This window comes from Streptomyces sp. DvalAA-43 (assembly GCF_900091725.1).
Classification (GTDB): domain Bacteria; phylum Actinomycetota; class Actinomycetes; order Streptomycetales; family Streptomycetaceae; genus Streptomyces; species Streptomyces pulveraceus.
On the sequence record NZ_FMBW01000065.1, the window covers coordinates 76589 to 101849 of the forward strand.

The window sequence follows — 25261 nt, forward strand, 5'->3', positions numbered from 1 at the left end:
CACGTGGCAGTGATCGGATCTCGCGACCTATCTCATGCGAACGGCGTACGCGGGCGGGCCTGCGCGGGTGACGGCGGTGTCAAAGCCTGCGCCGCACCCGCTCATGACGGCGCCGCACCCGTCATCGACGGGTGCGGCGCGCGTCGTCCGGCAGTGTCGTCCCACGCGGACGAGCTGCGCGGACGCGGAGGGCCGACGGGTCGGGATCCTAGGCCTTCCGGTCGACGACCTTGTGGTGCGGGGGCTTGTGCGGAGGCTTGTGGTGCGGGGTGCTGCCGACCTCGATGGTGACCTGGGCGGGCAGGCTGACGATCTGGTTGCCCTGCGGGTCGGTACCCGCCGCTACCGCCACGTTGGTGACGGGGCAGGTCTTCTCCCCGTCTCCGCCGCCCTTGGTCTTGCCGGGCTTCTCGCACCGGTCCTTGTCGGCCTGGGCGATCGTGTACGTGCCGTGGCACGTGGTCGTGGCCCCGGGCGCCAGCGTCGTCGCGTCGCAGGTGACGTCGTAGACACGGTCGTCGCTGACGAGCACGGAGCGGAGCTCTGTGCTCCCGGTGTTGGTGACGGTGTAGGAGTACTCCACCTCGTCACCGACGCCGTAGGGCGCGGGCGTCACCACACGCTTCTTCAGGGTGATGTGCGGCGCCCCGACCTGCAGGGTCTGCTGGGTCTCCGGGGAGGTGACGGTGGTGCCGTCCGACGTTCCGGTCGCCGTGGCGGTGTTGGTGACGGATCCGGCCGTGCCGTCCTCGGTGGTGATCGTGTACGTACCGCTGCAGGTGGTCTCGTCTCCCGTGCTCTCCGCGGGGGCGAGGGTCGTGGCGGCACAGGTGATCGGGCTGACGTGGTCATCGTGCACCGCGACGTCGGTCAGCTCCGTGCCGCCCGTGTTCCGGACGTCGTAGGTGAAGGTGACCGTCTGTCCGACCGAGTAGGGGCCGGGCGTCTGCGCCTTCTTCTCCACGACGAGGCCGGCCGGTCGTTCGAGCGGCACGCTCTGGGAGGAGGGCGGCGAGTCGACCGGTGCGCCGTTCGAGGTGCCCCTGGCGATGGCCGTGTTGTCGATGGAACCGTGGGTCACATCGGCGGCCGTGACGGTGTACGTGGCGGTACAGGTGATGGTCCGGCCGGGTGCGAGCGTCGTCGCGGGACAGGACACCGGGCCGGTCTTCGGGTCGTCGACGGTGAGCCCGGTGATGTCCGCCCCACCGGCGTTGGTGACCACGAAGTCGTACGGGACCCTCGATCCCGCCACCAGGTCACCGGGGAGCGGCTGCCTGACCTGCTTGACGAGGTTCAGCGCGGGCAGCGGCTGGTCGCTGCTGACGAGCACGTTGCGGATGAGATGGACATCGGTGAACAGCCCGGTGGACGCCGCGAAACCGAACTTGTACGTGGTCGGCACCGGCTGCGGGGCAGGTGTGCTGAGGACATGGTGGAAGCCGGTCCCGTCGTTGAAGTCGACCGACACGTTCAGCACGGGGCTGGGCGCGGGGGTGAGCTGTACGTGGACCCGGCGGCGCGAGGGTTCGAGCGCGGTCTCGGCCTGCGCGGGGGTCGCTCCGGGGGGCAGCGCGGTCAGCGTCCCCTGCAGGTTTCCGGGGAGCGTCGTGGGCCAGGGCCCGGTGGTGGTGAGGTTGTTGGTGGTGGCGGTGAGGAAGCAGTACCCCTCGGTGCCGTCGCCGGGACCGCGGACCGTGACCATGTTGGCCCCGGGCGCCGGAACGCGGAACTGCGTCCCGGCGGGCGACCGGTCGGCACAGCCGTTCCCGCGGTGCTCCCAGTCGCCGAAGTAGTTCCCCAGGACATCGAGCCCCACACCCAGGTAGCCGCGGTCCACACCGGGCAGGAAGGTGGCGGCGGGGTCGTCGTCGGGGAGCTTCTGCGCGTACCCGAGGCTTCCGCCGAAGGCTCCCGGGTGGGTGAGTGCGCCGTCGCCGTTCACCAGGAAGAACGAGATGCCGTCGGCGGGGGTGGCCGGGGTCGTGCTGCCGTACTGCCACTGGTCGAAGGTGACGTCGAGGCCCTGGTTGGCGGGCAGGGCGTGGTTGTAGAGCACGGCCCCGGACTGGTCGTTGGACGCGTCCGTCAGCCGGAGGTATCCGTGGGGCGCACCGTCCGGGGGTGGCACCGGACCGACGCCCTCCGGGCAGCCGCCCAGCGGGTGGTCCCCCGGCCCCGGTGCGGCGGCCGCCGGGGCGCCCGTGAGACAGGCCGACCCGACGCCGGTGAACTCCGACGCCGTGGCCTGCGTGAATGTCTCATCGAGCAGCGGGGAGCCCGCGGCGCGCGGCTGCGCCTGGACGCTGCTGTCGAATGCCAGAGGCATGACGCCGGCGCCGACGGCGACGGTCAGCGCCGCCGCGGCCAGCCGGGCGGTCCGGGTCCGCGCCTCTCCGGAGTGCCATGGATGCAGTCTTCGCTTCATTCCCCCATCTACGGGCATCGCTCCGTGTCATCGGCGCCATGACAAGCCGTGAGTGCGTCCGATGGCCGTGTGCCAGACCCCGATCGGCGGTGCCGACTCGACGGCGGGGGCGGCCGTCCGTGGGAAGGAGCGGAGGTCAGCTGTCCGTTCGGCGCCGGGTCACCGTCACCCGCTGACCGCCGTGCACCGTACCGGTGTTGATGTTTCCGTGCGGGGCCCTGTTCGTCACCCGGATGCCCCCGGACGGGTCACGCCTTCCCCCTTCTTCCGGGGCACCGTCCGTGTCCCGGCCCTCGTGTGCGGCGTCGCCGGGCGTGTGCGGGCCGGGCAGTGGGCCGGAGGGCAGCGGCACGTGGATCCAGGCGCGCTGGGCGAACTGCTTGCCCTCGACCGTCGCCGGTACCTCGATGAAGTGGTCCGGATGGCGTCCCGTGTACCCACTGGCGACCGCGTCCTGGTAGCAGCGGTCCGAGAGGATGGCCGCCACCTGGGTGACGTTCTCCCTGGAGGAGGCCAACACGGCCTTGACCGGGCGGGAGTCGAGCAGCCGGTGGGTGTCGTTGCGTGCCGTTCCGTTGCCGCCGAACGCGTCGCCGGTGTCCGGCAGCGGACCGATGTGCAGGCTGACGCGGAGCCTGATCGGCAGGGCTCCGAGCGCGTGGATGTTGAACTCGGTCAGTACCTCCTGAAGCGTGAACAGCCAGGGATGGATGACGAAGGGCATCAACGACGGGTCGAATCCGAGGACGTATCCGTCACCGGTGGAGGCGGGGAACCTGCGGTCGTTCCACAGCTCGGCCAGTCCCGCCCGGTCCAGTGAGGTCCTGATCAGGTCGGGCACCGTACGGCTGACGACCTCGTGCTCGATGGCGGGGAGGCCGGTGAAGTCCTTGGCGTCCACGGCGATGATCCCCCGGGACGGGGGCAGCGGGCGGCTGCGGGTGTAGGGGGCCGCGGTGGCCCGGGGCAGTCCGTTTTCCTGTTCGTGCATCGTGACTCCTCTGCGCGGCCCCGTCCGGGCGTGTGCCGGCCGGACGGGGACGGGGGTGGTGCGTCTTCTCGGCGCCCTGTGAGCGTCACAGGGCTCGGGGGAGCCTTCCGCCCCCGCAGTGCGGAAGACCGGTGATCCACGCCATATCTCCGGTCACACGGTGGCCCGACGACCGGCCAGGCGACGCAGGTACGTCGCGTCGAGCACTTCGATGCGCGTCCTTCCGAACCGCACGCGATGGGATCCGAACCGTTCCAACGCCTCACTGATGGAATTCCGGCCGACCCCGAGATGCTGCGCCAACTCCACTCTGGTGAGGGAAAGGGAGTGCGCTCCGGAGATCTCGGTCAGATGGAGGAGTGCCGCCGCGAGCCGCTGGTCGATGTCGCCTTCGCACGCCTCGGTCTGCTCGCGCAGTCGGCTGTGCGCATGCCGGGCCAGCTGAGGTGCCAGGTCGTGCCGTTCGACGAAGTCCTGGAATGCGTCCGCGGGGATCACGGCCACTTCACACCTGCTAACGGCCAGGACATGGGCAAGCCGCCCTCCGCCGTCCTGTACCGCCACTTCGCCCAGCACCTCCCCCGGCCCGCGGAAGGCGAGCAGCCGGTCCCTGCCTTCGAGATCTCCGCGCACCACCTTGACGACGCCACGGATCAGCGCAAGGACGCACTTCCCGGACTCCCCCTGGCGTAAGAGGACCGCGCCCGCCGGACGCGACCATCGCGGGAAGCCCGCCAGGCCTTCCCATGCCGATTCCGGTACGAGCTCACGCAGCACACGTGCCGGCGAAATGCGAGTCAGTTCGCTCATGCGATCACGCTAGACGACTTCCGTTCCACTCCGGTGCGGAATGAAGAGTTCCTCTTCTCTCCGAATCGCCGAATCCGCCACCACAAAAGAACGCCCCCCTTTTTTCGCCCCGGATTACCCGTGACATTCCGGACTTTATTTGCCGCACAAAGCCAATCACCCCTCACTTCGGGGCACGCAACCGCCCCCGAAAGATCGAATGTTCGGAATGTGACGGCCGACATATCTCTTCTGCACTGCCGGAGCGGTGGCCGGTCCGGCGGCACGGAATTCTCGAATCGCCAAGGAAAACGCCGGCGGCCATTCGGCCCGCCCGGCCCACTCCCGGAGGAGCCATGCGAGAACACGACAAGAACGTGGGCGGCGCCCCTCGTACGCGGCGAGCCGAGGTGCCCGCGGACTTCGGCATCACCCACCCGCTGCCCGGCCGGACCTGCGAGCCGGAGCGGGACACCCGCGGCGAGGAAGCGGTCCTCGACGCGCTGCTCGGCGCGGGATACACGCCCGCCCCCGAGGAGCTCGGCCGGCTGAACCATCTACTCCGCTCCCTGCGGCGTGCCGGGTCCACCGCCGACGAGCCGGTGGCGCCCGCACGGTCGTACACCGCGCTGAACGCCCCGCGAGGCATCATCAACACCGGTCTCGTCCACGGCGGACAGCACGTCACCGACATCGCGGCCTCCGGTGACCGCGCCCGGGGAGCCGACGATGACCACTGACACCGGCTCCGTCGACGGTGCCCTCCGGGCCGTGCTCCCCGAGCTGGACAGGAACCGGCAGATGGTGGTGCTGGCCCCCCACGGCACGGTCAACACCGGTGTGGTGCAGGGCGACCAGCGGAATGTGTCCGGCTTCCCGGAGACGGCCGACGGTCCCGTGGCACCGGTGCGTCAGGGGCCCGTGCGGGCGAAGGACTTCCGGCTCGCCCGGCGCCGCTTCGTCCCGCCCCCGGCCTTCGAGGCGGGTCTCGCCGCGCTCGAATCGGGCATCCTCTTCCTGATCGGTGAGCCGGGTACGGGCCGGCTGACACTGGCGCTCAATCTGCTGGCCCATCGATGCGCGGACCCCGCACTCGTCCAGGTCGACGGAGCGGTGGACCTGACGCGCTGGCGTCCCCGGCCGCGCGGGGTGCACGGCTACCTGGTCATGGAGCCGGGCGACCCGTTCGCGCTCAGGCCCTGGGACCTGGCCAATCTGGAAGCCGCCCTGGCGGAAGCCGAAGCGCGCCTGGTCATCGTGGTTCCGGAGGTGCCGGGCCTGACCCGGTTCCTGGAGCGGGACTTCGGTGCCCAGGTCGTACGCCACCGGCCGTCCGACCCGGCCGAGGTCTTCGCCGCCCATGTCGCGGACATCCGCCCCGACGCGCGCGACCGTGCCCGCCTGCTGGAGTCGCTCGGGCCGGACTTCCTGCCCGCGCTCCTGCCCCCGGGGCTGCCGCCCGGGTACGCGGCGCGGGCGGCGGAAGCCGTGTGCCGGCCCGGTGCCGGGGGCGAGATCCGCCGTGCCGAGGTGCTGTCCGGCCTCGCCCAGGCGGAGGCCCAGGAGCTCCTGGGCCGGGCGGAGCGCGATCCGGAGCTGCTGACCCACCTGTTCTCGGTCTGCGTGTACGGAGGCCTGGACCGCGGCACCGTCGTCGACAGGGCCGCGGATCTGGCAGCCCTGTCAGGTCCGGAGCCGGAACCGGGGTCCGCGGGGCGCGGCCTCCGGGAGCCGCCGGCCCACCAGGGGTTGGGCCTCGTCCGGCAACGCCCCCTCGGGGACGTCCTGCGCGGCATCGGAGCACGCCGCGTACCCGGCGACGGCGGCGGGCCGGGGACCGTCGCGTTCCTCTGGCCGGGGGTCGGGGAGTCCGTGTGGGACGTGGTGTGTCGGGAGCACATCGATCTGCTGCCGCTCCTGCACCACTGGCTGGGCCGGACCGGAACCACCCCGGAGGAGATCGAACGGGCCGGCCGGGCGATGGCGGGGATGGCCGTGCGCACCGCAGGACGCACCCTCGGACTCGTCCGGGAGCTCGCCCTCTCCGGCGGCCTCGCGGCCTTCGAGGCCGCTGCCCGGTCGTTGGGAACGGCGGCGCTCGATCCCGTGGTCACCCATCGGGTCCACGACCTGCTCCAGGAGTGGAGCGAGGCGCCCGAAACGGTGTTGCGCACCGCCGTCGCGTACGCCTGCCGCTCCGACCCGGGCGGGGTCGAGGCGGACACCGCACTGGCGTTGCTGCACGGTGTCGCGAACAGGGGAGGCGACGGCCCCGAGGACACCTCGGTGGCCCTGGCCGTCGCGGAGACGCTGATGCAGCGCTTCGCGGCGGGGGACCCGGACACCAGGGAGACGATCACACACCGCCTGGTCGACTGGGCACGGGCCGAGGACACCGCGGGCCTGGTGGCCGCCCTCACGTTCCCCGTCCTGGTCGACTTCGACCGCGCCTGGTTCAGCGACCGGATGCTCGCCGGTCCGAGGACGGCCGCGGACATCGTGGAGCTGGTCCGGCGGACGCTCAACGAGGCCGCGTCGTACCCGTCGATGCGGGACGCGCTGCTCGCCTGGTGCCACGGTCCGGACGAGGCGTCGCGACCGGACCGGGCCGTGGAGGAGTTGTTCGCCCGGCTCGTCGATTCCCGGGAGCACGGCTTCCTGCGCCTGCTCCTGCTGATCGAGCGGGGCGGCGACGCCATGCCCGGCAAGGCCCTCGCGGAGCGCTGCCTCGCCGAGTGGCGCAGCAGGAACCAGCCCCAGCAGACCGATTGATCAGGAGGACGACCATGACATCACCCCTTGGACCCGGACTGTTCGACTCCATCGAGCGGGAGTTCACGGACCGGGCACCGGCACCCGGGCTCCGGCTCGACGACGGCTCCGGCACGGCGGGAGCCCCGCTCTCCCCGGCCGAGGCACGCCCCGTCCTGTACGACCGCTCGGCGGACCCCGCCGTGCGAACCACCCTGTGGCGGCAGGCCGTTGCGCTGGCGCAGGCCGATACGGACCGGTCCGGCTGGCCGCTCTGCGTGGTGTGGCTGGCCCTGCCCGGACTGCGCCGCACCGTGTTCCGGATCTCGGACCGGTTCGGCACCCCTCGCGAGGACGTCGAGGCCGAGCTGGCCACGGCCTGCCTCGAAGCGCTGCGCGCGATGGGGCCCGAGACCGCCGAGCCCGGGTCCGTACTGCTGCGCTCCGCGTGCACCCGGGCGTGGAACACGGCACGCCGCGCCCGCGCCGAGACGGCGGTGGAGGACATCGACGCGGTCGCCGGGGCGCGCCAGGGGACGGGCGGCCGCTGGCAGGTGGAGTTCGAGCGTGCCGAACGGCCGGCGGGCCTCGCCGCACCCCTGCGGATCACCGTTCCGGCCGACCGGGCCGAGGGCGTACGGGTCGGGGCCCTGGCCCAGGAGTGGGGCCTGGTCGACACCGTCGGCGACACCCGCCGCCTGCGGCGCGGGCGCCAGGTCGGAACCCTGTCCCTGCGCAGCCCGGGGAGGCGCGGATGAGCGAGCGTGACCAGACACCCCTGACCTTCCGCGAGATCTTCGACCTTCCGGTGAGCGTGGACCTGAGAACGGCGGCCCGCGCCTTCGGGATGTGCATGAGTACCGCGTACCGGCTGGTCGGCAACGGGACCTTCCCGTGCGAGACCGTCCGCGTCGGCCACCGCCACCGGATTGCCACGGTGAACCTGATGCGGGCCCTGGGCATCGACGAGAGGCCCGTCTACGCCGACGACATCGCGGACGGCGTGGCACTGACGCTCTTCGACTGAGGCGTCCGCACCGGGCCGGCCGGTTCCGGCCGGCCGGCCCTCGGCATTCCGGCAGTTCGACGCCCCCTGATCCCGGCAGTTCGACAGCCCCCGATTCAACGGCAGTTCAACAGCCCCTGATTCCGGCAGTTCAACCATCCCTGGAGGACCTCCACCATGCCCATCTGCTTCGCGATCGGCCCGAACGGCGACGCCCCTGCCGCCGCCGACGGCCCGGCCCACGACATCGAACAGCGCTCCACCGTCTTCTACGAGGAGGTCGTGCGACCCGTCTGCGAACGGCTCGGCATGACCTTGGTCCGGGCCGAATACGAGTCCGGCGCGGGCCCGTTGTCCGACCGCTCGATCCGCCATCTCATCGACGACGACCTCGTCATCGCCGACCTCACCCGGGTCGGCCCCGAGGTCGTCTACGGCCTCGGTGTCCGGCACACCACGGGACGCCGCACCGTGCACCTCTGCGAGGCCGGCACCGCGCCCTTCGCGGCGGGCGTACTCCCGACCATCGAGTACCCGGCACTGCCGCTCGGCTCGGCCGAGGCACGGCAGGCGCTGATGACGACTCTCTCGGAGGGACCCCTCGGGGAAGGGCTTCTCGGGGGAGGGCCCCTCGGGGGAAGTCCCCTGCTGCCGGCCGCGCGTGTGCCACTCCCCGGCGCGGCGGGCGGTGAAGACCCGGCCACGGCCCTGGCCCCCGCCTCGGCCTCGGCGGAGGAGGACGATCCCGGGCTCTGGGACCGGGTGGTCGCCGCCGAGACCGCGATGGAGGCGATCGTGGACGACATGGCCGAGGTGGACGCGGCGCTCGTGGATCTCGCGGCCATGGGCGAGTTGCTCAACGAGGACATGGTCCGGGCCGGTCTGCCGGGAACCCCGATGAGTGCCCGGATGGCCGTGCTCAACCGCTTCGCCAAGGCCATCGAGGGCCCTGCCGACGAACTGGAGGCGGCATCGGGGCGCTTCGTCGAGCGGATGAGGATCACCGCCGACGCCCTGAGCGCGTTCCTTCAGTGGGCTCGCGTCACTCCTCGCGAGGAGTGGCCCGACGAGGTGGACGAACTGCTCGGCCAGGTCATCGGGATGGCCCGGGACGTACGGGAGTCGGCGGCCGACGTGCAGGGGGTCGAGCCCGTGATCGAGATGCTCGGCATGGCCAGTCGACGGCTGCGCAGGCCGAGCCGGAAGATCGGCGCCTCCCTCCGGGCCATGTTCACGAGCCTGGCCATGTTCGACGAGTGGGAGAGCACGGCCCGTGAGCTGAAGCGGAGCTGAACGGTTCGCGCGGACCGGCCGCCGGAACCACATTCACGGTCCGGCGGCCGGTCCGCGCGTCCGGCTCCCGTCTCGCTCCCGGGCGGGAACCCCGGGAGAACCGGCCGGCCCTCGTCTGCGTGCGGCCCGGGGCCCCGGTGAAGGCGGTTCGAGCAGGTCGAGTGGGTCGGGCAGGGACCAGTACAGCACGGCGTCCCCGGCGTGCGGACCGGAGATCGATCGAGCGGATTCGCCACGAGGGGTAGGCCCGCACAGCACTCTTGCTATACGTTCCGTCTAACAGCTTGCTAGACGTGGCGTCTAACAAGCGAGGAAGGCGCTCGGCAGCCAGGGATCCCATCGAGCGGGCACACCAGGGGATCGCGGCCGGCCGGCGTCGAGTCGATCTGTCGAATCGAGGAGCCGCACCATGGCAAGCAGCACCGTTCGGCCGGAGGACCAGGACCGGATCGACGAGCACGACGTCGCCCGGCGACTGCTCGACTCGTCGGCGAAGCTGTCGTACGACCCGGTCACCGAGGTGGACTGGGACACCCCGCTGGACAAGGACTTCCACGGCGCGAGCCCCGAGTGGAGCACGCTCTACGGCACGGCGTACTGGAACGAGCTGACCGATGCCCAGCGCAAGGAGCTGACGCGACAGGAGGCCGCTTCGGTGGCCAGCACCGGCATCTGGTTCGAGATGATCCTTCAGCAGATGGTGCTGCGCGACATCTACACGACGGACGCGACCGATCCGCGGTTCCAGTGGGCCCTCACCGAGATAGCCGACGAGTGCCGGCACTCCATCATGTTCGCCCGCGGGGCGGCGAAGCTGGGCGCCCCGGCGTATCGGCCGCGCCGCGCGGTGGTAGAGCTGGGCAGGGCGTTCAAGACCCTCGCCTTCGGCGAGGCGGCGTACGCGGCGATCCTGGTCGCCGAGGAAGTGCTCGACGTCATGCAGCGGGACTGGATGCGGGACGAGCGGGTCGCGCCCTTCGTACGCACCATCAACAACATTCATGTCGTCGAGGAGTCACGGCACATGAAGTTCGCCCGCGACGAGACCCGCAAGCGGCTCCGGAACGCGGGCCCGCTGCGCCGACAGATCAACGCGTTCGTGATCGCCGTCGCGTCCTACTACATCGTCACCAGCATGGTGAACCGGGAGGTCTACGCGAACGCCGGTCTCGACACCCGGCGGGCACTCGCCGAGGCCGCTGCGAACGAGCACCACAAGTCCCTCATGCGGTCCAGCTGTTCGGGCCTGATGGAGTTCCTGGCCTCGGCCCGCCTCCTCACCAGGCCCGCACTGGCCCTCTACAAGCGCGCCCACCTGATCTGATCCGAGCCGAGCGACCCGAGCTGACGAGATGACCTACGCCATCACCCAGACCTGCTGCAACGACGCCACCTGTGTCGCCGTATGCCCCGTCAACTGCATCCACCCGACACCGCAGGAGCGGGCGTTCGGCAGCACGGAGATGCTGTACGTCGACCCGAGGTCCTGCATCGACTGCGGCGCCTGCGCCGATGCCTGCCCGGTCGACGCCGTCTTCCCGGTGGACGCCCTGCCGGCCGCGCAGCAGGAGTACGCCGCGATCAACGCGGCGCACTTCGCCGGGCAGGAGCCCGAACAGGGCGACACGGGACCGAACTTCCACCGGTGGAGCGCGCCGTCGTTCGAGCGCGGCCTCCCCTCCGACTTCGCACCGATCCGCGTCGCGGTCGTCGGCACGGGCCCGGCCGGCATGTACGCCGCCGAGGATCTGCTGCTGCACACCAACGCCGAGGTGACACTGGTCGACCGGCTGCCGGTGGCGGGTGGGCTCGTCCGGTACGGCGTGGCGCCCGACCACCCCGCGACCAAGAAGGTGGGCGACACCTTCGCACGCTTCCACACCCACCCCCGGGTACGGATGCACCTGGGGGTCGAGATCGGCAAGGACATCACCGCGGCGGAGCTCGCCGCCCACCACGACGCGGTGATCTACGCGGTGGGCGCCTCCACCGACCGCCGCATCGGCATCCCGGGCGAGGACCTGCCGGGCAGCATCTCGGCGACCTCGTTCGTCGCCTGGTACAACGCCCACCCCGAGGTCGCGCCGGACGCCGTCGGCCTCTCCTCGGAGCGGGTGGTGGTGGCGGGCAACGGGAACGTCGCCCTCGACGTCGCCCGCATCCTGGTCGCGGACCCGTCGGCCCTGGCCGGTACGGACATCGCGGATCACGCACTCGCGGCCCTGCGCGCCTCGAAGGTGCGCGAGGTGGTCCTGCTCGGCCGACGCGGCCCGGAGCATGCGGCGTACAGCGCCGCCGAGCTGCTCGCCCTCAACCATCTGCCGGGCGTGGACCTGGTCGTCGACGACCGCGATCCGCGGACCGGCGCGACGATCGACGGCTCCACCGAGAACGGGAAGGCCGCCCTGCTGCGGGGCCTGGCGCGCGAGACGGTGGACTGGCCGCGCCCACCGGCGCCGGGACGCCGCATCGTCTTCCGGTTCCACTCGGCTCCCGTCCGGGTGCTCGGCGACGACACCGTGCGGGCCGTGCGCGTGACCGGGAACCAGGGCGAGCTGGACCTTCCGGCCGGCACCCTGCTGCGGGCGGTCGGCTATCGCGGCCTCCCCGTCCCGGGGCTGCCCTTCGACGAGGCGACCGGCACCGTCCCGCACCGGGGCGGTCGTGTGACGGGGCTGCCGGGGACGTATGTCGTCGGCTGGATCAAGCGCGGGCCCTCCGGCGGCATCGGGGCCAATCGCGCCTGCGCGGCCGAGACCGTCGGCACACTCCTGGACGATGCCGTCGCGGGCGCCCTGCCCGCACCGGCGCCCGCGCCCAAGGCGTTCCACCGCCTGGTCCGGAGCCGTAGCCGCCATGTCGTCGACGCCAGGGGACTGGCCGCGATCGACCGGGCCGAGCTGGCACGCGGCCGCGACGGCGGACGCCCTCGGGTCAAGTTCGGCACGGTGCCGGAGATGGTCGCGGCGGCGAAGGGCGGCCGCTGGAGGCCGTCGAGCTGACAGCCCGGACGGGGCCTGCCCGGCCCCGTCCGCCGGGCTCGCCCCCACCCTCCCCGCGATACGTTCATGATCGCTTCACCCGGAAGTCGACCGGGCCGCACCGCGGCCTGGCACGTGCCCTCTAGCGTCTCTGGTTCAGACCGGTTATCCATCCGTTATGCAACCAGGCCGGGAAGCCCGCAGGGACTTCCCGGGCCGGAGAACAGGGACCCCCGTGAGACTCACCCCTCTCGTGATCGCCGCGACGTCCGTCGCACTGGTCGCCCCGACCGCCGCACAGGCTCACTCCCCCGCCACACGCACCCCGGCCGCACCCGGCGTCAGCGTCCCGGGCGGGCGGTACGAGCACGCGGTCGAGCTGAAGTTCCGGGCCGAGCGCGGAACCACCGTCCGTTACACGCTGGACGGGACGACCCCGACCCGCGACAGCCACGTCTACTCCCCCGGCCGTCCGCTGCGGATCAAGAAGGACACCAATGTCACCGCGGCGGCCTTCCGGGGCGACCGGAGCAGCGTCCCGGTCGCCCGCGGCTATCTGATCAAGTCGCGGGAGAAGCCACTCGCCCGGCTCGTCGTGATGTCCGATGTGCATGTCGGCAGCCACGCCACCGCCGACAAGAAGTACGAGAGCTTCTTCGACACCATCGGGTCGATCTTCCCCCGGCCCGACGCGATCCTGTCCAACGGCGACATGATCAACGACAACGGTGACGGCAAGGGACCCGATCACCGGATCGTCTCCGAGATCTTCCGGACGGAACTGGCCCGCAAGGGCATGACGGGCACGCAGCTGCTGATCTCCAACGGCAACCACGACGCGAGCCTCGCGGCGATACGGGCCGGCTACCCCAGGGCCTGGTTCCCCGACTCGGGCGGCGGCTACTACGAGTCCGACGTGAAGGGCCTGCACGTCCTCACGGTCAACACCGAGACGTACGACTCCGACACGGCCCAGCGCACCTGGCTCAAGAAGCGGCTCGCCGAGATCACCGCCGACCGGACCTACAAGGGCAAGCCGGTCCTGGTCCAGGGCCACCGGCCCACCACCGGTACGACGATGGACGGCCAGCAGGCCTCCAACCCCCGGCTCGCCGAGGATCTGAGCGCCTTCCCGCAGGCCATCCTCTTCTCCGGCCACTCGCACCTGAACATCAACGACGACCGCTCGATCCACCAGCGGGACTTCACCTCGGTCAACGACGGCTCGATGTCGTACGTCGAGGTCGACCACGGCTACCAGGCGGTCACCGAGGACGGTCTGGCCGACCGCTTCGAGACGCCCACCGCGCAGGCGCTCTTCGTCGAGGTCTACAAGGACCGTACGGAGATCGCGCGGGTCAACATGGCCGCGGACAAGCACGACATCTACACCGGCGGCCAGTGGTCGGCGAACTGGCAGCCGCCCTACGCCAGCGCGGGCACCCTCGCCGGTTCCACCTGGACCGTCCGGCTGAAGGGGTCGACGAGCCGGCAGATCAAGGACAACTTCCGCTACACGGACACCGCGCGCAACACCGTGGCGCCGAGGTTCACCACGCGCAGGCCGCTGTCCCCCGTGCGTGACGCCGAGGGCGGCACGGCGCTGCGGATCGCGCAGGCCGAGGACGACCAGATGATCCACCACTACGACGTCGACATCACCGACGCCACCACCGGCGCCTCGGTCGTCTCGTCCAAGGTCCTCTCGGACTTCACCTTCACGCCCCGCCCGAACACCCTCGACATCCCGGTGCCGGGCGCGGTCCGTGGCGGCCGGTACGTGGCACGCGTCGTCGCCGTGGACGCGTACGGGAACGCCTCCCCGGCCGCGTCCCTGACCTTCCGGAAGTAGGGCTTCCAGGACCGGACGGCTCCCTCCCCCGGGTGCCGCCCGGTCCCGGTCCTGCCGGGCGGTCAGGTCGCGTCGGGATCGACCGCGACGCGTCCCCTGGCACGCCTGCCGACCACGGCGGCCGCCGCGACGGCACTGCCCGCGAAGGCCAGGGCGACCATCCACGGCTGGTTGAAGGCATGCCGGGTGGCGTGGTCGACGGAGTAACGGCCCGGCCCGGTCAGGCCGATCGCGGCGGCGGTGAAGCCGAGGAACGCCGGGTACTCGTAACCGCCGCCCTGCGCGAAGAATCCGGCCGGCGCGTGCACGGCCACGGCGCCCGCCATCGCCCCGGCCGCGGCCGCACCGGCCGCCGGGGTGGCGAGGCCGAGGGCCAGCAGCACTCCGCCGCCCGCCTCACCGAGCCCCGCGGCGACCGCGCTGTGCTTCGGCGGGTGGAAGCCCATCGCCTCCATCGCGGCGGTGGTTCCTTCGATGCCCCCGCCGCCGAACCAGCCGGCCAGCTTCTGGGTGCCGTGCGCGGCCAGTACCGCGCCGGTACCGACACGCAGGACGAGCAGGCCGAGGTCACGCCGGTCGAAGCAGGCCATGGGTGTCTCCGCAGGGGTTCGGGGGCGGGCGGGACGAGCGGGCGGCACCTGCTCCATGCCGGGCGGATGCCACGCTTCCACTCTCCGTGGCGCGGGGCGCCGACGAGGCCCGGTGTTAGGCCGTCCGGGGGACGACCCCGTTCGCGGCACTGAGACCCACGCCATTATGCAACTTGTTGCACAATGGCGTTCCGGTGGTCTACAACTGGCGCAACCGACACTGCGCGAGGAGCCGCCGCATGAGCCCGTACCCGCATCTGCTGAGCCCGCTCGACCTGGGCTTCACCACGCTTCCCAACCGTGTGCTGATGGGCTCGATGCACATAGGTCTCGAAGAGGTCGAGCACGGCTTCGAGCGGATGGCCGCCTTCTACGCGGAGCGTGCCCGGGGCGGCGTCGGCCTGATGGTCACCGGCGGCATCGCCCCCAACGCCCGCGCCTGCTCCCTGCCCGGCGGTGCCAAGATGACCACCGAGGCGGAGGCCGAGCAGCACGCACGGGTCACCGCGGCCGTCCACGCGGCGGGCGGCCGGATCGCCATGCAGATCCTGCATTTCGGCCGCTACGCGCACCACCCCGATCTGGTGGCACCGAGCGCGATCCAGGCGCCGATCAGCGCCTTCACCCCGCACGCCCTCACCGACGACGAGGTCGAGGAGACCATCGAGGACTTCGTCAGGGCGGCCGGACTCGCACGCCGTGCCGGGTACGACGGGGTCGAGATTATGGGCTCCGAGGGCTACCTCATCAATGAGTTCATCGCCGCCGCCACCAATCACCGCACCGACCGCTGGGGCGGCTCGTACGAGAACCGCGTCCGGTTCCCGGTCGAGATCGTGCGCCGGGTCCGTGAGCGGGTCGGCCCGGACTTCATCCTGATCTACCGGCTGTCGATGCTGGACCTGGTGCCGGGCGGTTCCTCGCTGGAGGAGGTCGTGCGGCTCGCCCGCGCGATCGAGTCGGCCGGTGCGACGATCATCAACACGGGGATCGGCTGGCACGAGGCCCGGATCCCCACCATCGCCACCTCGGTGCCGCGTGGCGCCTACACCTGGGTCACGGAGAAGGTGCGGGGAGCGGTCTCCGTACCGCTGGTGACGAGCAACCGCATCAACACGCCCGAGGTCGCCGAGGAGATCCTCGCCTCGGGCCGGGCGGACATGGTGTCGATGGCCCGCCCGTTCCTCGCCGACCCCGACTTCGTCACCAAGGCGGCCGAGGGCCGCGCCGACGCGATCAACACCTGCATCGGCTGCAACCAGGCCTGCCTGGACCACATCTTCAGCGGCAAGGTCACCTCATGCCTGGTCAATCCGCGCGCCTGTCACGAGACCGAGCTCACCCTGTCGCCGACCCGCACCGTGAAGCGGGTGGCGGTCGTGGGCGCCGGGCCCGCCGGACTCGCGTGCGCCGTCTCGGCGTCCGAGCGCGGGCACGAGGTGACGCTGTTCGACGCGGCCGAGGAGATCGGCGGCCAGTTGAACGTGGCGCGCAGGGTCCCCGGCAAGGAGGAGTTCGACGAGACGCTGCGCTACTTCCGTACCCGGCTCCGGGAGGAGAAGGTCGAGCTGCGGCTCGGTACGCGGGTCACGGCCGGTGCGCTCGACGGTTTCGACGAGGTCGTCCTCGCCACCGGGGTCACCCCGCGCTCCCCCGCGATCCCGGGCCAGGACCACCCCAGCGTGGTCGGGTACCTCGACGTCCTGCGCGACGGGGCACGGGTCGGCGAACGGGTCGCGATCATCGGGGCGGGCGGAATCGGCTTCGACGTCGCCGAGTTCCTCACCGACCCGGGCGACGCGGCGAGCCGCGACCCCGAGGTGTTCTTCCGGCAGTGGGGCGTCGACACCGACTACCGCGACCGCGGCGGGCTGCGCGCCCCGGAGCGCCAGAAGGCCCCCCGTACCCTCCATCTGATCCAGCGCAGGAGCGGCAAGGTCGGCGCGGGCCTGGGGAAGACGACCGGCTGGATCCACCGCACCGAGCTGCGGCACCGGGGCGTCACGACGATCGCGGGCGCCGCCTACGACCGGATCGACGACGACGGCCTGCACCTCACCGTCGACGGCGAACAGCACCTCCTGCCCGTCGACACGATCGTGCTCTGCGCGGGCCAGGAGCCCCGCCGGGACCTGTACGAGGAGCTGCTCGCCGCCGGACGGACGGCCCATCTCGTCGGCGGCGCCGACGTGGCGGCCGAACTGGACGCCAAGCGGGCGATCCGCCAGGGCACGGAGCTCGCGGCTTCGCTGTGACGTACGGGCCCGGTGGCACGGGAGGCCGCCCCGCGCCACCGGGCCGCGGCCGACCGTCCCTAGGATGCACCCCATGTCACTCCCCCATGCGATTCTCACCGCCCTGCTGGAGAAGCCGTCGTCGGGGCTGGAGCTGACCCGCAGGTTCGACCGGTCGATCGGCTACTTCTGGTCCGCCACGCACCAGCAGATCTACCGGGAGCTCGGGAAGCTGGAGCAGGCCGGACAGATCCGCGCACTGCCGTCGGCACAGCCCGCCCGTGGGCAGAAGAAGGAGTACGAGGTGCTGCCGGCCGGCCGCGAGGCGCTCGCCGCCTGGGTGGCCCGCCCGGAGGATCCCAAGCAGGTCCGGGATCCGCTGCTGCTGCGGATGCGGGCGGCGGCGGTCGTCGGGGCACCCGGTCTGGACGCGGAACTCCGCCGCCACCTGGGGCTGCATCGTCGGCAGCTGGCGGAGTATCTGGAGATCGAGGAGCGGGACTTCCCGCCCGGACGCGACTCCGAGGAGGACCGGCTGCGCCATCTGGTCCTGCGCGGCGGCATCGATCTGGAGAACTTCTGGATCGGCTGGCTGACCCGGGCGCTGGACGAGGACCGGGAACCGGGCCCGACTCCCGGCTGAGCACGGCCCGGAGGGGGCGTGCTCGGCCCGCTGCGGTCCGGTGGGACCTACAGACCGAGGCACGCCGCTTGCCGCTACGGTCCGCCCACCGGCGCCCGGTCGAGTTCGGCCCGCAGCACCGGGCCGCCCATCGGCCCCGGGCTCCCGATCACCACGCGCGACGGCGCTCCGCCCGTCGGTTCGGCGGCCGCCACGGCCCCGTCGCCGACGGCCCCGGTCCGCGCCTGGGCGCGGCTGAGCAGAATCACACCGCGTACCGCGGCCGCCGTTCCGAGCAGGGCCAGGAGCAGACTGACCGTCCCGCCCTGGAGGCGTTCGCCGAGCAGCGCCAGGCCGATGGCCGCCGCCGCCACCGGATTGGCGAGCGTGACGACCGCCAGCGGTGCGCCCAGGCCGCCCCGGTAGGCGGTCTGGGAGAGCAGCAGCCCGCCCGTCGCGAAGGCGGAGACCAGCAGCGCGACGACGACCAGACGCCAGCTGAGCAGCGGACCTGTGTGGTCGGTGACCGAGACGGTCAGGGTCTGGGTGAGTGCTGAGGCGACGCCGGACGTGATGCCGGACGCGGCGGCGTGCCGCAGCCCGGGGCGCGCTCCGGGCCTGCTCAGTCCGGCGACGACCGCCATGGTTCCGGCGCCGACGGCCAGGGCCTCGGGCAGGGTGAGCGTCTCGCTCGGGGCGCTGCCGCCCGCGGTCAGCAGCAGGGCGCCGAGGCCGAGCAGGGTGAGGATCGTGCCGCGCCATTCGATCCTGGTGACCCGCCGTCCGGCGGCGCGGGCACCCAGCGGGACGGCGGCGACCAGGGTGAGGGCGCCGAGCGGCTGGACGAGGGTGAGCGGGCCGTACTTGAGGGCGGCGACGTGGAGCAGCGCGCCCCCGGCGTTCAGGGCGACCGCCGACCACCAGGCGCCCCGCCCGAGCAGCCGCAGCACCCCGGTGCCCGGTTCGGTCCGCCCGGCGAGCCGGGACTGTGCCACCGCGGCCGACGCGTAGGCGGCGGCGGAGACCAGGGACAGCGCGACAGCTGTCACGGTGGCGTTCATCGCCGCGCTCCGGTCGAGGCGTAGGGGGCCGCGGAGTACGGCTGCGCTCCGGCGTACGCGGCCGGAACGGCGGGCTCGGCGGGCCTGGGCACGGTCGAAGGCACGGGCTCGCCCGCTGCGGACGGCCACGGGAGGGGCACCCGTACCGGGTCCGTCCGCGGCAGCCGCAGGGCCGCGAAGGCCACCGCCAGCAGCGCGGAGACCACGATCGAGTCGAGCCAGTAGTGGTTGGCCGTGCCGACTATCACCAGCAGGGTGATGAGCGGGTGCAGCAGCCAGAGCCAGCGCCAGCGCGTCCGGGTCGCGACGATCAGCCCCACGGCGACCATCACCGACCAGCCGAAGTGCAGCGAGGGCATCGCGGCGAACTGGTTCGCCATCGAGTCGGTCGCCGGCGTCGCCCCGTACACCGTCGGTCCGTACACCTGGCCGGTGTCGACCAGTCCGGCGGCGGCCAGCAGTCGCGGCGGGGCGAGCGGGAAGAGCAGGTGGAGGGCGAGCGCGGCACCGGTGAGTGCGGCGAGGATGCGGCGCGACCAGACGTAGTGGCGCGGGCGGCGCCAGTAGAGCCACCCGAGGAAGAGCAGCGTGGCCGGGAAGTGCACGGTCGCGTAGTACGTGTTCGCGAGGTGGATCAGCGTCTCGTCGTGCAGCAGCAGGTTCTGCACCGCGCCCTCGCCGGGCAGGTGCGCGGTGCGCTCGAAGTCCCAGACGCGTCCGGCGTTGCGATACGCCTCGTCGACGTGACCGTTCGCGGCCTGTCGGCCGAGCTTGTAGATCACGAAGAGTCCCACGACCAGAAGCAGCTCGCGGACGAGGGGCGGTCGGGCAGAACTGTCCGGCTCCCGATCTGCTGGCTCGCTACCGGCGTACATCACCCGGTGCCCCTTTGCTGACGAAGCGGTGTTACGGCGGCATGGTCCAGTCCATGCCGTATCGATACGCCAGTGTACCGATACGCGAACGTATCGGTACACACGCGTATCGGTACACTGGCGTATCGAAGGACCTCGTCGCAGATTCGCCGAGAGGGAAGACACATGTCGCCGCAGGACGTCGCACCGGAACCGGCACACACACCACGCCGTTCCAAGATCACGCCGGAGCGGGCGCAGGAGTTCTACGCGGCCGTGCTCGACATGCTGAGGGAGTCCGGTTACGAGGCACTCACCATGGAGGGGGTCGCCTCGCGGACCCGTTGCGGCAAGTCCACGCTCTACCGGCAGTGGGGCTCCAAGCCCGAGCTGGTCGTGGCCGCGCTCCACGGCACCCGGCAGGCGCTGCTTCCGCACATCGACACCGGCACGCTCGCGGGGGACCTGCGCGAGGCGGTGCGGGCGATCGGCGAGGGCTCGGGACGCGACACCCCACTGATGCACGCGCTCAGCCATGCCGCGCTGCAGAGCCCCGAGCTGCTGTGCGCGCTGCGCGAGGCGCTGATCCTGCCCGCACTGGCGGCGATCGACGAGATGGTCCGGCGCGGCGCGGAGCGCGGCGAGATCCCGGCGGACAACCCGGCGGCGGAGTTCGTCTCCGCCCAGCTCCTGGGCGTGATGCGCGTGCGGCCGCTGCTGGAGGGCAAGTACGCGGACGAGTCATATCTCACCCGCTTCGTGGAGAACGCGGTCCTTCCCTCACTCGGACTGGGCGCGTCCACGCCCTAGTCCCGACAGACGTGGGCCGTCATCCGAGCGGATGATTACGACCCACCGGGCGCCGCACCGTGGGGACGGGGGCGGCGCACACATCCGGGCGGCCGGTGACCCCTTGGGGAGTCACCGGCCGCCCGCGGTTGTGCCCGGCCCCCCCGCCCGGGGAGTCGCACCGGCCGAAACGCACACCCCACCTTTCTCGTCCCCTTGACGATAATCACCTTTCCCCTTTATCGTCCCACCGACGAGAACAAAGGGGTCCCGACATGGCCGACATCACGAGGCGCTTCGGCTGGCGCCATCTGCGCTCCGCGCCCACCGCGCACATCCGCCACCACAAGCGCGGCCGGCTCGCCCACGACGGGCCGGGGCTGAGCTTCTGGTACCGCTCCCTGAGCGCCGCACTCTCGGAAGTCCCGGTGAACGACCGGGAGTTGGCGATGGCCTTCCACGCCCGTACGTCCGACTTCCAGGACGTCACCGTGCAGGCGACCGTGACGTACCGGATCAGCGACCCGGCCGAGGCCGCCGCCCGGCTGGACTTCTCCATCGACCCGGACACCGGGGACTGGCGCGGCGCACCGCTGGAGCAGATCGCCACCCTGCTGACCGAGACCGCCCAGCAGCACACCCTCGACGTACTGGCCAGGACGGCGCTGGCCGAGGCGCTGGTCGACGGTGTCGCCTCGGTGCGCGACCGGGTCGCCGCGGGGCTCGCCGCCGAACCACGGCTGCCCGCCACCGGGATCGACGTGGTCGCGGTACGGGTGGTCGCCATCCGCCCCGAGGCCGAGGTGGAACGCGCCCTGCGCACCCCCGCCCGTGAGCAGATCCAGCAGGAGGCCGACCGGGCCACCTACGAACGCCGCGCCGTGGCCGTGGAGCGGGAACGGGCCATCGCCGAGAACGAGCTCGCCAGCCAGATCGAACTGGCCCGCAGGGAGGAGCAGTTGGTCGAGCAGCGCGGCACCAACACCCGCCGCGAGGCCGAGGAGCACGCGGCGGCCGACGGGGTGCGGGCCGAGGCCGAAGCGGCACGCAAGGTGCGGCTGGCCCGTGCCGAGGCCGAAGCCGCCCGCGAGGTCGGCGCCGCGCGGGCCGAGTCCCAGGCGGCCTGGCTGCGGGTGCACGGAGAGGTGGACGCCACGACGCTGCACGCGCTGGCGGCGACCCGGCTCGCCGAGAACCTGCCGCGCATCGACAGCCTCACCCTCTCCCCCGATGTACTCACCGGCCTGCTCAGCAAGCTCGGCGCCACCGGCGCGGAGCCCCGGGCATGAGCCTCGCCCCGCGCGCGGTACTGGTCCACCGCACCACCGAGTACGAGGAGTTGCTGGCTCGCCACGGCACGCACGGACAGGCCGCCTTCTTCCTCTCCAGCCGGGGCCGGTCCATCGACGAGGTGGCGCGGCGGCACGGGCAGACCCGGCAGGCGCTGGCCGATGTGGCGGCGGCCGTACCGCTGCAGTGGCGCCAGTCGCGGGTGGAGCGCGCGGACCTCGACCGCTTCCTGTTCGGCCCGGAGGACGTGGTGGTCGTCGTCGGGCAGGACGGACTGGTCGCCAACGCCGCCAAGTACCTCTCCGGCCAGCCCGTCGTGGGCATCGACACCGACCCCGGACGCAATCCGGGCGTGCTCGTCCGCCACCGTCCCCAGGACGCGGCCGCCCTGCTCCGGGCGGCCGCGTCCCCCGGCGGAACGGCGGACGAGCTCACCATGGTCGAGGCGGTGGCCGACGACACCCAGCGCCTCCTCGCGCTCAACGAGATCTACCTCGGCCCGCCCGGCCATCAGACCGCCCGCTACCGGCTCGGCCCGGACGCCCCCGGCGCCGCCGCCGAACCGCAGGCGTCCTCCGGCGTCCTGGTCGGCACCGGCACCGGCGCCACCGGCTGGCTCCGCTCGCTGTGGCAGGAACGCCGCAGCGAACTCCCCCTCCCCGCCCCCACCGACCCGCGCCTCCTCTGGTTCGTCAGGGAGGCCTGGCCGTCCCCCGCGACCGGCACCTCGCTGGTCGCGGGCGAACTGGGGAGCGGGCAGGGACTGAGGCTCACCGTCGAGTCCGACCGGGTGATGGTCTTCGGCGACGGAATGGAGAGTGACGCACTGGAACTGACCTGGGGGCAGACGGTACGGCTCGCCATCTCGGCGAACTCGCTGCGCCTGACCGTCTGACCTCCCGGCCCGAGGCGCCGAGGCCCAGGCGAGCGACCCGCGCGGAGGGCGGCGACACGGCTGTCCGTAGGCTGCCGGGTACGACCGGAGTGCCGGGCCCCACGCCCGTGGCACTCCCCACCTGCGCACATCACAGGGAGCACCATGCAGGCCACCCGCTCGGACACCTCTTCCCGCAACACCCGCCCGCCGCAGGCCCAGGCGGCGCTCGGCGTGGGCGTCGTCGTCCAGGACGACCAGGGACGGGTCCTCCTCGGCAGGCACCACGGCGGGACGTGGGAGCTGCCCGGCGGCAAGGTCGACCCCACCCATGAGTCCATCGCCGAGGCCGCCGTGCGCGAGCTGCGGGAGGAGACGGGGCTGGAGGTCGGCGCGGAGAACGTACGGGTCTTCGCCATGCTCCACGACGTGGTCGGGGGGATCAACCGGGTGTCGATGGGCGCCGCGGTGACCATCGCCTCGGCGAGCCCGCGGGTGACCGAGCCCCATCTGATCAGCACCTGGCAGTGGACCGGGCTCGACGCCCTGCCGGGACCGTTGTTCGCCCCCTCCGCCCAGGTGCTCGCGGCCTGGCGGCCGGACCTCTCGATCGAGCATCCGCCCGCCCACCGGCTGATGATCGCGGACGCCGTGGACGGCGCATAACCTTGCCCCATTAACCGTTTGTCTAGGCATCGTAGGCAGAGTTAGCGTCCCTCGCATGAAGGCCGTGACTGAGCAGGACATCCGCACATCGTTCATCAACTGCTCCAAGGGGGAGGCGAAGCGGCTGCCACTGCCCCGCGATCTCGACGAGCTGCCCTGGGACGATCTGGACTTCCTGGGGTGGCGGGATCTCTCCGCCCCCGGACGCAGCTACATCGTCACCGAACGCGCCGGCGAACTCATCGGCGTGACGCTCCGCTTCCCTTCCCAGCAGCGTGGCTTCCTCCACCGGAGCATGTGCTCCCTGTGCCTCACCACGCACCCGGGGAACGGCGTCTCGCTGATGACCGCCCGCAAGACCGGCGCCGCCGGGCGCGAGGGCAATTCGGTCGGTCTGTACATCTGCACCGACCTCGCCTGCTCGCTGTACGTCCGGGGCAAGAAGGTCCCGGCGTCCGGCGGCCGCTTCAAGGAGAGCCTGACGCTGGAGGAGCAGGTGGAGCGGACCAGGACCAACCTCGACGCGTTTCTGGGCAAGCTCTACGGCTGACCCGGATATCCGGCGCACCGCGCCCGCGAGCGGTGCGCCGGACCACACGGAGACAAGCAACTCAGCAGGCGGGAACAGGGCTTGCGCTCCGACGGTACGACGACGGGGCATTGTCCCCCGATCCCGGAAATGACCAAGAGGCCGTGCCGGATATCTCCGATACGGCCTCTTGCCTGCGACTCTTTCGAGTCGGGACGACAGGATTTGAACCTGCGACCCCTTGACCCCCAGGAGTAAGGGTCAAGGGTATTTTCTGGATATAGCGGATCTAATCCGGGCGCGAGTTGTGCGTGTAGGCATGCATCGTGCACCACCGCGCGTACCGTGTGGTCCCCAACTGGTCCCCAGGATCGCTGTCCTGGCGGTGAGGATCGCTCTGGCGTCTCTGGTCACTGCAGGGTGGAGAGGGCAGGTTGACCGGCGGACTGTCAGTGCCTGCACATAGCCTGCCGACATGTCCTCGACTCGCGACGAGCTTCGCCACGTCACGCTCGGTTCCCCCTTCACACCTGAGGTTCCCCTGGGATCGACCCGGGACATCCTCATCACCTGCCACGTCTCGGCGACAGGCAAGGGCAAGCTCCACGGAAGCCCCGAGTGCCGCACGCTGCGGTCAGCCGCCTCCGTGAACCAGATCGACGTCCCATTCGGCGAAGCCGTGGCGCGGCTCTGCCCGAGCTGTCGGTGGCCTCTGCCCACAGACAGCCTCATCCTCCGCTCGGCGCCGCTGTGACGGACTAGCCTGGCTGGACATGCGCCGCGGACAGCTGGGCAACGCCTCGCAGCGTTCCACAAACTCCAGCCCGATCCAGGCGCTGGACCGGTCTCAGCCGGTGCTGCCGATGATGCCGGGCATGCCCGAGCGGCGTACCCACGACTACATCCGTAACGGTCTGACCACCCTCTTCGCGGCCTTCGACGTCGCGACCGGCGAAGTCATCACCTCGCTGCACCGTCGACACCGGGCAGCGGAGTTCAAGAAGTTCCTCATCAAGATCGAAAAGGAGGTTCCTGGGCATCTCCAGATCCACCTGATCTGCGACAACTATGGCACCCACAAGACGCCGGCCATCAAGGCATGGCTGGCCAAACACCCCCGATTCCACCTGCACTTCACCCCCACCGGTTCGTCCTGGATCAACCAGGTGGAGAGGTGGTTCGGCTTCCTTGCCGACCAGAAGATCCGCCGCGGCTCCCACAAAAGCGTGCGTTCCCTGGAAGCCGACATCCGTGCGTGGGTCAAGGAGTGGAACGAAAACCCAACACCGTTCGTCTGGACCAAGACGGCCGAGGAGATCCTCGACTCCCTCGCCCGCTTCTGTCGAAGAATCTCCGGCGCAGGACACTAGTAGGGCTTTGTTAGGTGGTGTCGTAGGGCTGCCATGGGGTGGGTTGTCGGCAGGTGGGGCAGGTTCCGGTCCAGGTGGCCAGCAGATGTTGGAGGAGGTCCAGGGCCTGGTAGAGGGTCAGGCCCTGGCAGGGACTTTTGGGCAGGTCCGCTGTTCGGTCAGGAACAGGTGGGCGGCGGTGACGAGGGTGACGTGGCGGTGCCAGCCGGTGAATGAGCGGCCTTCGAAGTGGTCGAGTCCGAGGGTGGTCTTCAGCTCGCGGTAGTCGTGTTCGATGCGCCACCGTAGTTT

At 71.5% G+C, this 25261-nt stretch carries 22 protein-coding genes and 1 pseudogene; 16 read left to right on the forward strand and 7 right to left on the reverse strand.

Annotated features, from left to right (window positions below):
* Positions 1–208 precede the first annotated feature (208 nt).
* The 3 genes from GA0115234_RS27305 to GA0115234_RS27315 form a co-directional block, all read right to left on the reverse strand.
* Positions 209–2428: a DUF7507 domain-containing protein gene (locus GA0115234_RS27305; protein WP_093546975.1), complete on the reverse strand. Its 2220-nt coding sequence runs from the start codon at positions 2426–2428 to the stop codon at positions 209–211.
* A gap of 136 nt (positions 2429–2564) precedes the next feature.
* Positions 2565–3419, reverse strand: coding sequence for a hypothetical protein (locus GA0115234_RS27310; protein WP_093546979.1), 855 nt, complete (start codon positions 3417–3419; stop codon positions 2565–2567).
* A gap of 153 nt (positions 3420–3572) precedes the next feature.
* A complete protein-coding gene (locus GA0115234_RS27315; RefSeq protein ID WP_093546982.1) occupies positions 3573–4229 on the reverse strand; it encodes a Crp/Fnr family transcriptional regulator in 657 nt (218 codons plus the stop codon).
* A gap of 335 nt (positions 4230–4564) precedes the next feature.
* Between GA0115234_RS27315 and GA0115234_RS43800 the strand changes: the two genes are divergently transcribed.
* From GA0115234_RS43800 to GA0115234_RS27355, 8 genes are all read left to right on the forward strand, one after another.
* Positions 4565–4948: a hypothetical protein gene (locus GA0115234_RS43800; RefSeq protein WP_093546985.1), complete on the forward strand. Its 384-nt coding sequence runs from the start codon at positions 4565–4567 to the stop codon at positions 4946–4948.
* Entirely contained in the window at positions 4938–6980 is a 2043-nt protein-coding gene (locus tag GA0115234_RS27325) for a hypothetical protein (protein ID WP_237541778.1), read from the forward strand. Before GA0115234_RS43800 ends, GA0115234_RS27325 begins: the two co-directional genes overlap by 11 nt.
* Before the next feature lie 14 nt (positions 6981–6994).
* Complete coding sequence (locus GA0115234_RS27330) at positions 6995–7717, forward strand: hypothetical protein (protein ID WP_176729288.1); 723 nt, start codon at positions 6995–6997, stop codon at positions 7715–7717.
* Positions 7714–7986 carry a DNA-binding protein gene (locus GA0115234_RS27335; protein ID WP_093546988.1) on the forward strand — a complete coding sequence of 91 codons (273 nt, stop codon included), beginning with the start codon at positions 7714–7716 and terminating at the stop codon, positions 7984–7986. Before GA0115234_RS27330 ends, GA0115234_RS27335 begins: the two co-directional genes overlap by 4 nt.
* A 156-nt stretch (positions 7987–8142) precedes the next feature.
* On the forward strand, positions 8143–9258 hold the full coding sequence (locus tag GA0115234_RS27340; protein WP_093546991.1) for a hypothetical protein: 1116 nt from the start codon (positions 8143–8145) through the stop codon (positions 9256–9258).
* Positions 9259–9667: 409 nt separating this feature from the next.
* Positions 9668–10582: an AurF N-oxygenase family protein gene (locus GA0115234_RS27345; RefSeq protein WP_093546994.1), complete on the forward strand. Its 915-nt coding sequence runs from the start codon at positions 9668–9670 to the stop codon at positions 10580–10582.
* A 28-nt stretch (positions 10583–10610) separates the two neighbouring features.
* Positions 10611–12260: an FAD-dependent oxidoreductase gene (locus GA0115234_RS27350; RefSeq protein WP_093546997.1), complete on the forward strand. Its 1650-nt coding sequence runs from the start codon at positions 10611–10613 to the stop codon at positions 12258–12260.
* A 214-nt stretch (positions 12261–12474) separates the two neighbouring features.
* On the forward strand, positions 12475–14091 hold the full coding sequence (locus GA0115234_RS27355; protein WP_176729289.1) for a chitobiase/beta-hexosaminidase C-terminal domain-containing protein: 1617 nt from the start codon (positions 12475–12477) through the stop codon (positions 14089–14091).
* A 62-nt stretch (positions 14092–14153) separates the two neighbouring features.
* On the opposite strand, the gene GA0115234_RS27360 is transcribed toward GA0115234_RS27355, so the two are convergent.
* The gene (locus tag GA0115234_RS27360) at positions 14154–14681 is read right to left on the reverse strand and encodes a DoxX family protein (RefSeq protein ID WP_093547003.1); all 528 of its coding nucleotides are present in this window, start codon (positions 14679–14681) and stop codon (positions 14154–14156) included.
* Between the two features lie 239 nt (positions 14682–14920).
* Between GA0115234_RS27360 and GA0115234_RS27365 the strand changes: the two genes are divergently transcribed.
* Together GA0115234_RS27365 and GA0115234_RS27370 are read left to right on the forward strand one after the other, a co-directional pair.
* A complete protein-coding gene (locus GA0115234_RS27365) occupies positions 14921–16936 on the forward strand; it encodes an NADPH-dependent 2,4-dienoyl-CoA reductase (RefSeq protein ID WP_093547006.1) in 2016 nt (671 codons plus the stop codon).
* Between the two features lie 73 nt (positions 16937–17009).
* The gene (locus GA0115234_RS27370; RefSeq protein ID WP_093547009.1) at positions 17010–17558 is read left to right on the forward strand and encodes a PadR family transcriptional regulator; all 549 of its coding nucleotides are present in this window, start codon (positions 17010–17012) and stop codon (positions 17556–17558) included.
* A gap of 74 nt (positions 17559–17632) precedes the next feature.
* Here the strand turns inward: GA0115234_RS27370 and GA0115234_RS27375 are convergent, their stop codons facing one another.
* Positions 17633–18598 (reverse strand): hypothetical protein, encoded by a 966-nt coding sequence (locus tag GA0115234_RS27375; RefSeq protein ID WP_237541780.1) that lies wholly within the window; start codon positions 18596–18598, stop codon positions 17633–17635.
* Positions 18595–19476, reverse strand: coding sequence for a phosphatase PAP2 family protein (locus GA0115234_RS27380; RefSeq protein WP_093547012.1), 882 nt, complete (start codon positions 19474–19476; stop codon positions 18595–18597). The genes GA0115234_RS27375 and GA0115234_RS27380 overlap by 4 nt, the downstream gene beginning before the upstream one ends.
* A gap of 162 nt (positions 19477–19638) precedes the next feature.
* On the opposite strand from GA0115234_RS27380, the gene GA0115234_RS27385 reads away from it, so the two are divergent.
* From GA0115234_RS27385 to GA0115234_RS27415, 6 genes and pseudogenes are all read left to right on the forward strand, one after another.
* Complete coding sequence (locus tag GA0115234_RS27385; protein ID WP_093547015.1) at positions 19639–20262, forward strand: TetR/AcrR family transcriptional regulator; 624 nt, start codon at positions 19639–19641, stop codon at positions 20260–20262.
* Between the two features lie 254 nt (positions 20263–20516).
* The gene (locus GA0115234_RS27390) at positions 20517–21530 is read left to right on the forward strand and encodes an SPFH domain-containing protein (RefSeq protein WP_093547018.1); all 1014 of its coding nucleotides are present in this window, start codon (positions 20517–20519) and stop codon (positions 21528–21530) included.
* Complete coding sequence (locus tag GA0115234_RS27395) at positions 21527–22426, forward strand: hypothetical protein (protein WP_093547021.1); 900 nt, start codon at positions 21527–21529, stop codon at positions 22424–22426. Before GA0115234_RS27390 ends, GA0115234_RS27395 begins: the two co-directional genes overlap by 4 nt.
* 144 nt (positions 22427–22570) lie before the next feature.
* Positions 22571–23071 (forward strand): nucleotide triphosphate diphosphatase NUDT15, encoded by a 501-nt coding sequence (locus tag GA0115234_RS27400; RefSeq protein WP_093547023.1) that lies wholly within the window; start codon positions 22571–22573, stop codon positions 23069–23071.
* A 55-nt stretch (positions 23072–23126) separates the two neighbouring features.
* Positions 23127–23621: an FBP domain-containing protein gene (locus GA0115234_RS27405; RefSeq protein ID WP_093547026.1), complete on the forward strand. Its 495-nt coding sequence runs from the start codon at positions 23127–23129 to the stop codon at positions 23619–23621.
* Between the two features lie 800 nt (positions 23622–24421).
* Positions 24422–24970, forward strand: a pseudogene (locus GA0115234_RS27415) (IS630 family transposase); the annotation flags it as partial.
* A gap of 117 nt (positions 24971–25087) precedes the next feature.
* On the opposite strand, the gene GA0115234_RS41530 reads toward GA0115234_RS27415, so the two are convergent.
* Positions 25088–25261: transposase (locus tag GA0115234_RS41530; protein ID WP_141718485.1), on the reverse strand; the 174-nt coding region annotated here is incomplete at its 5' end.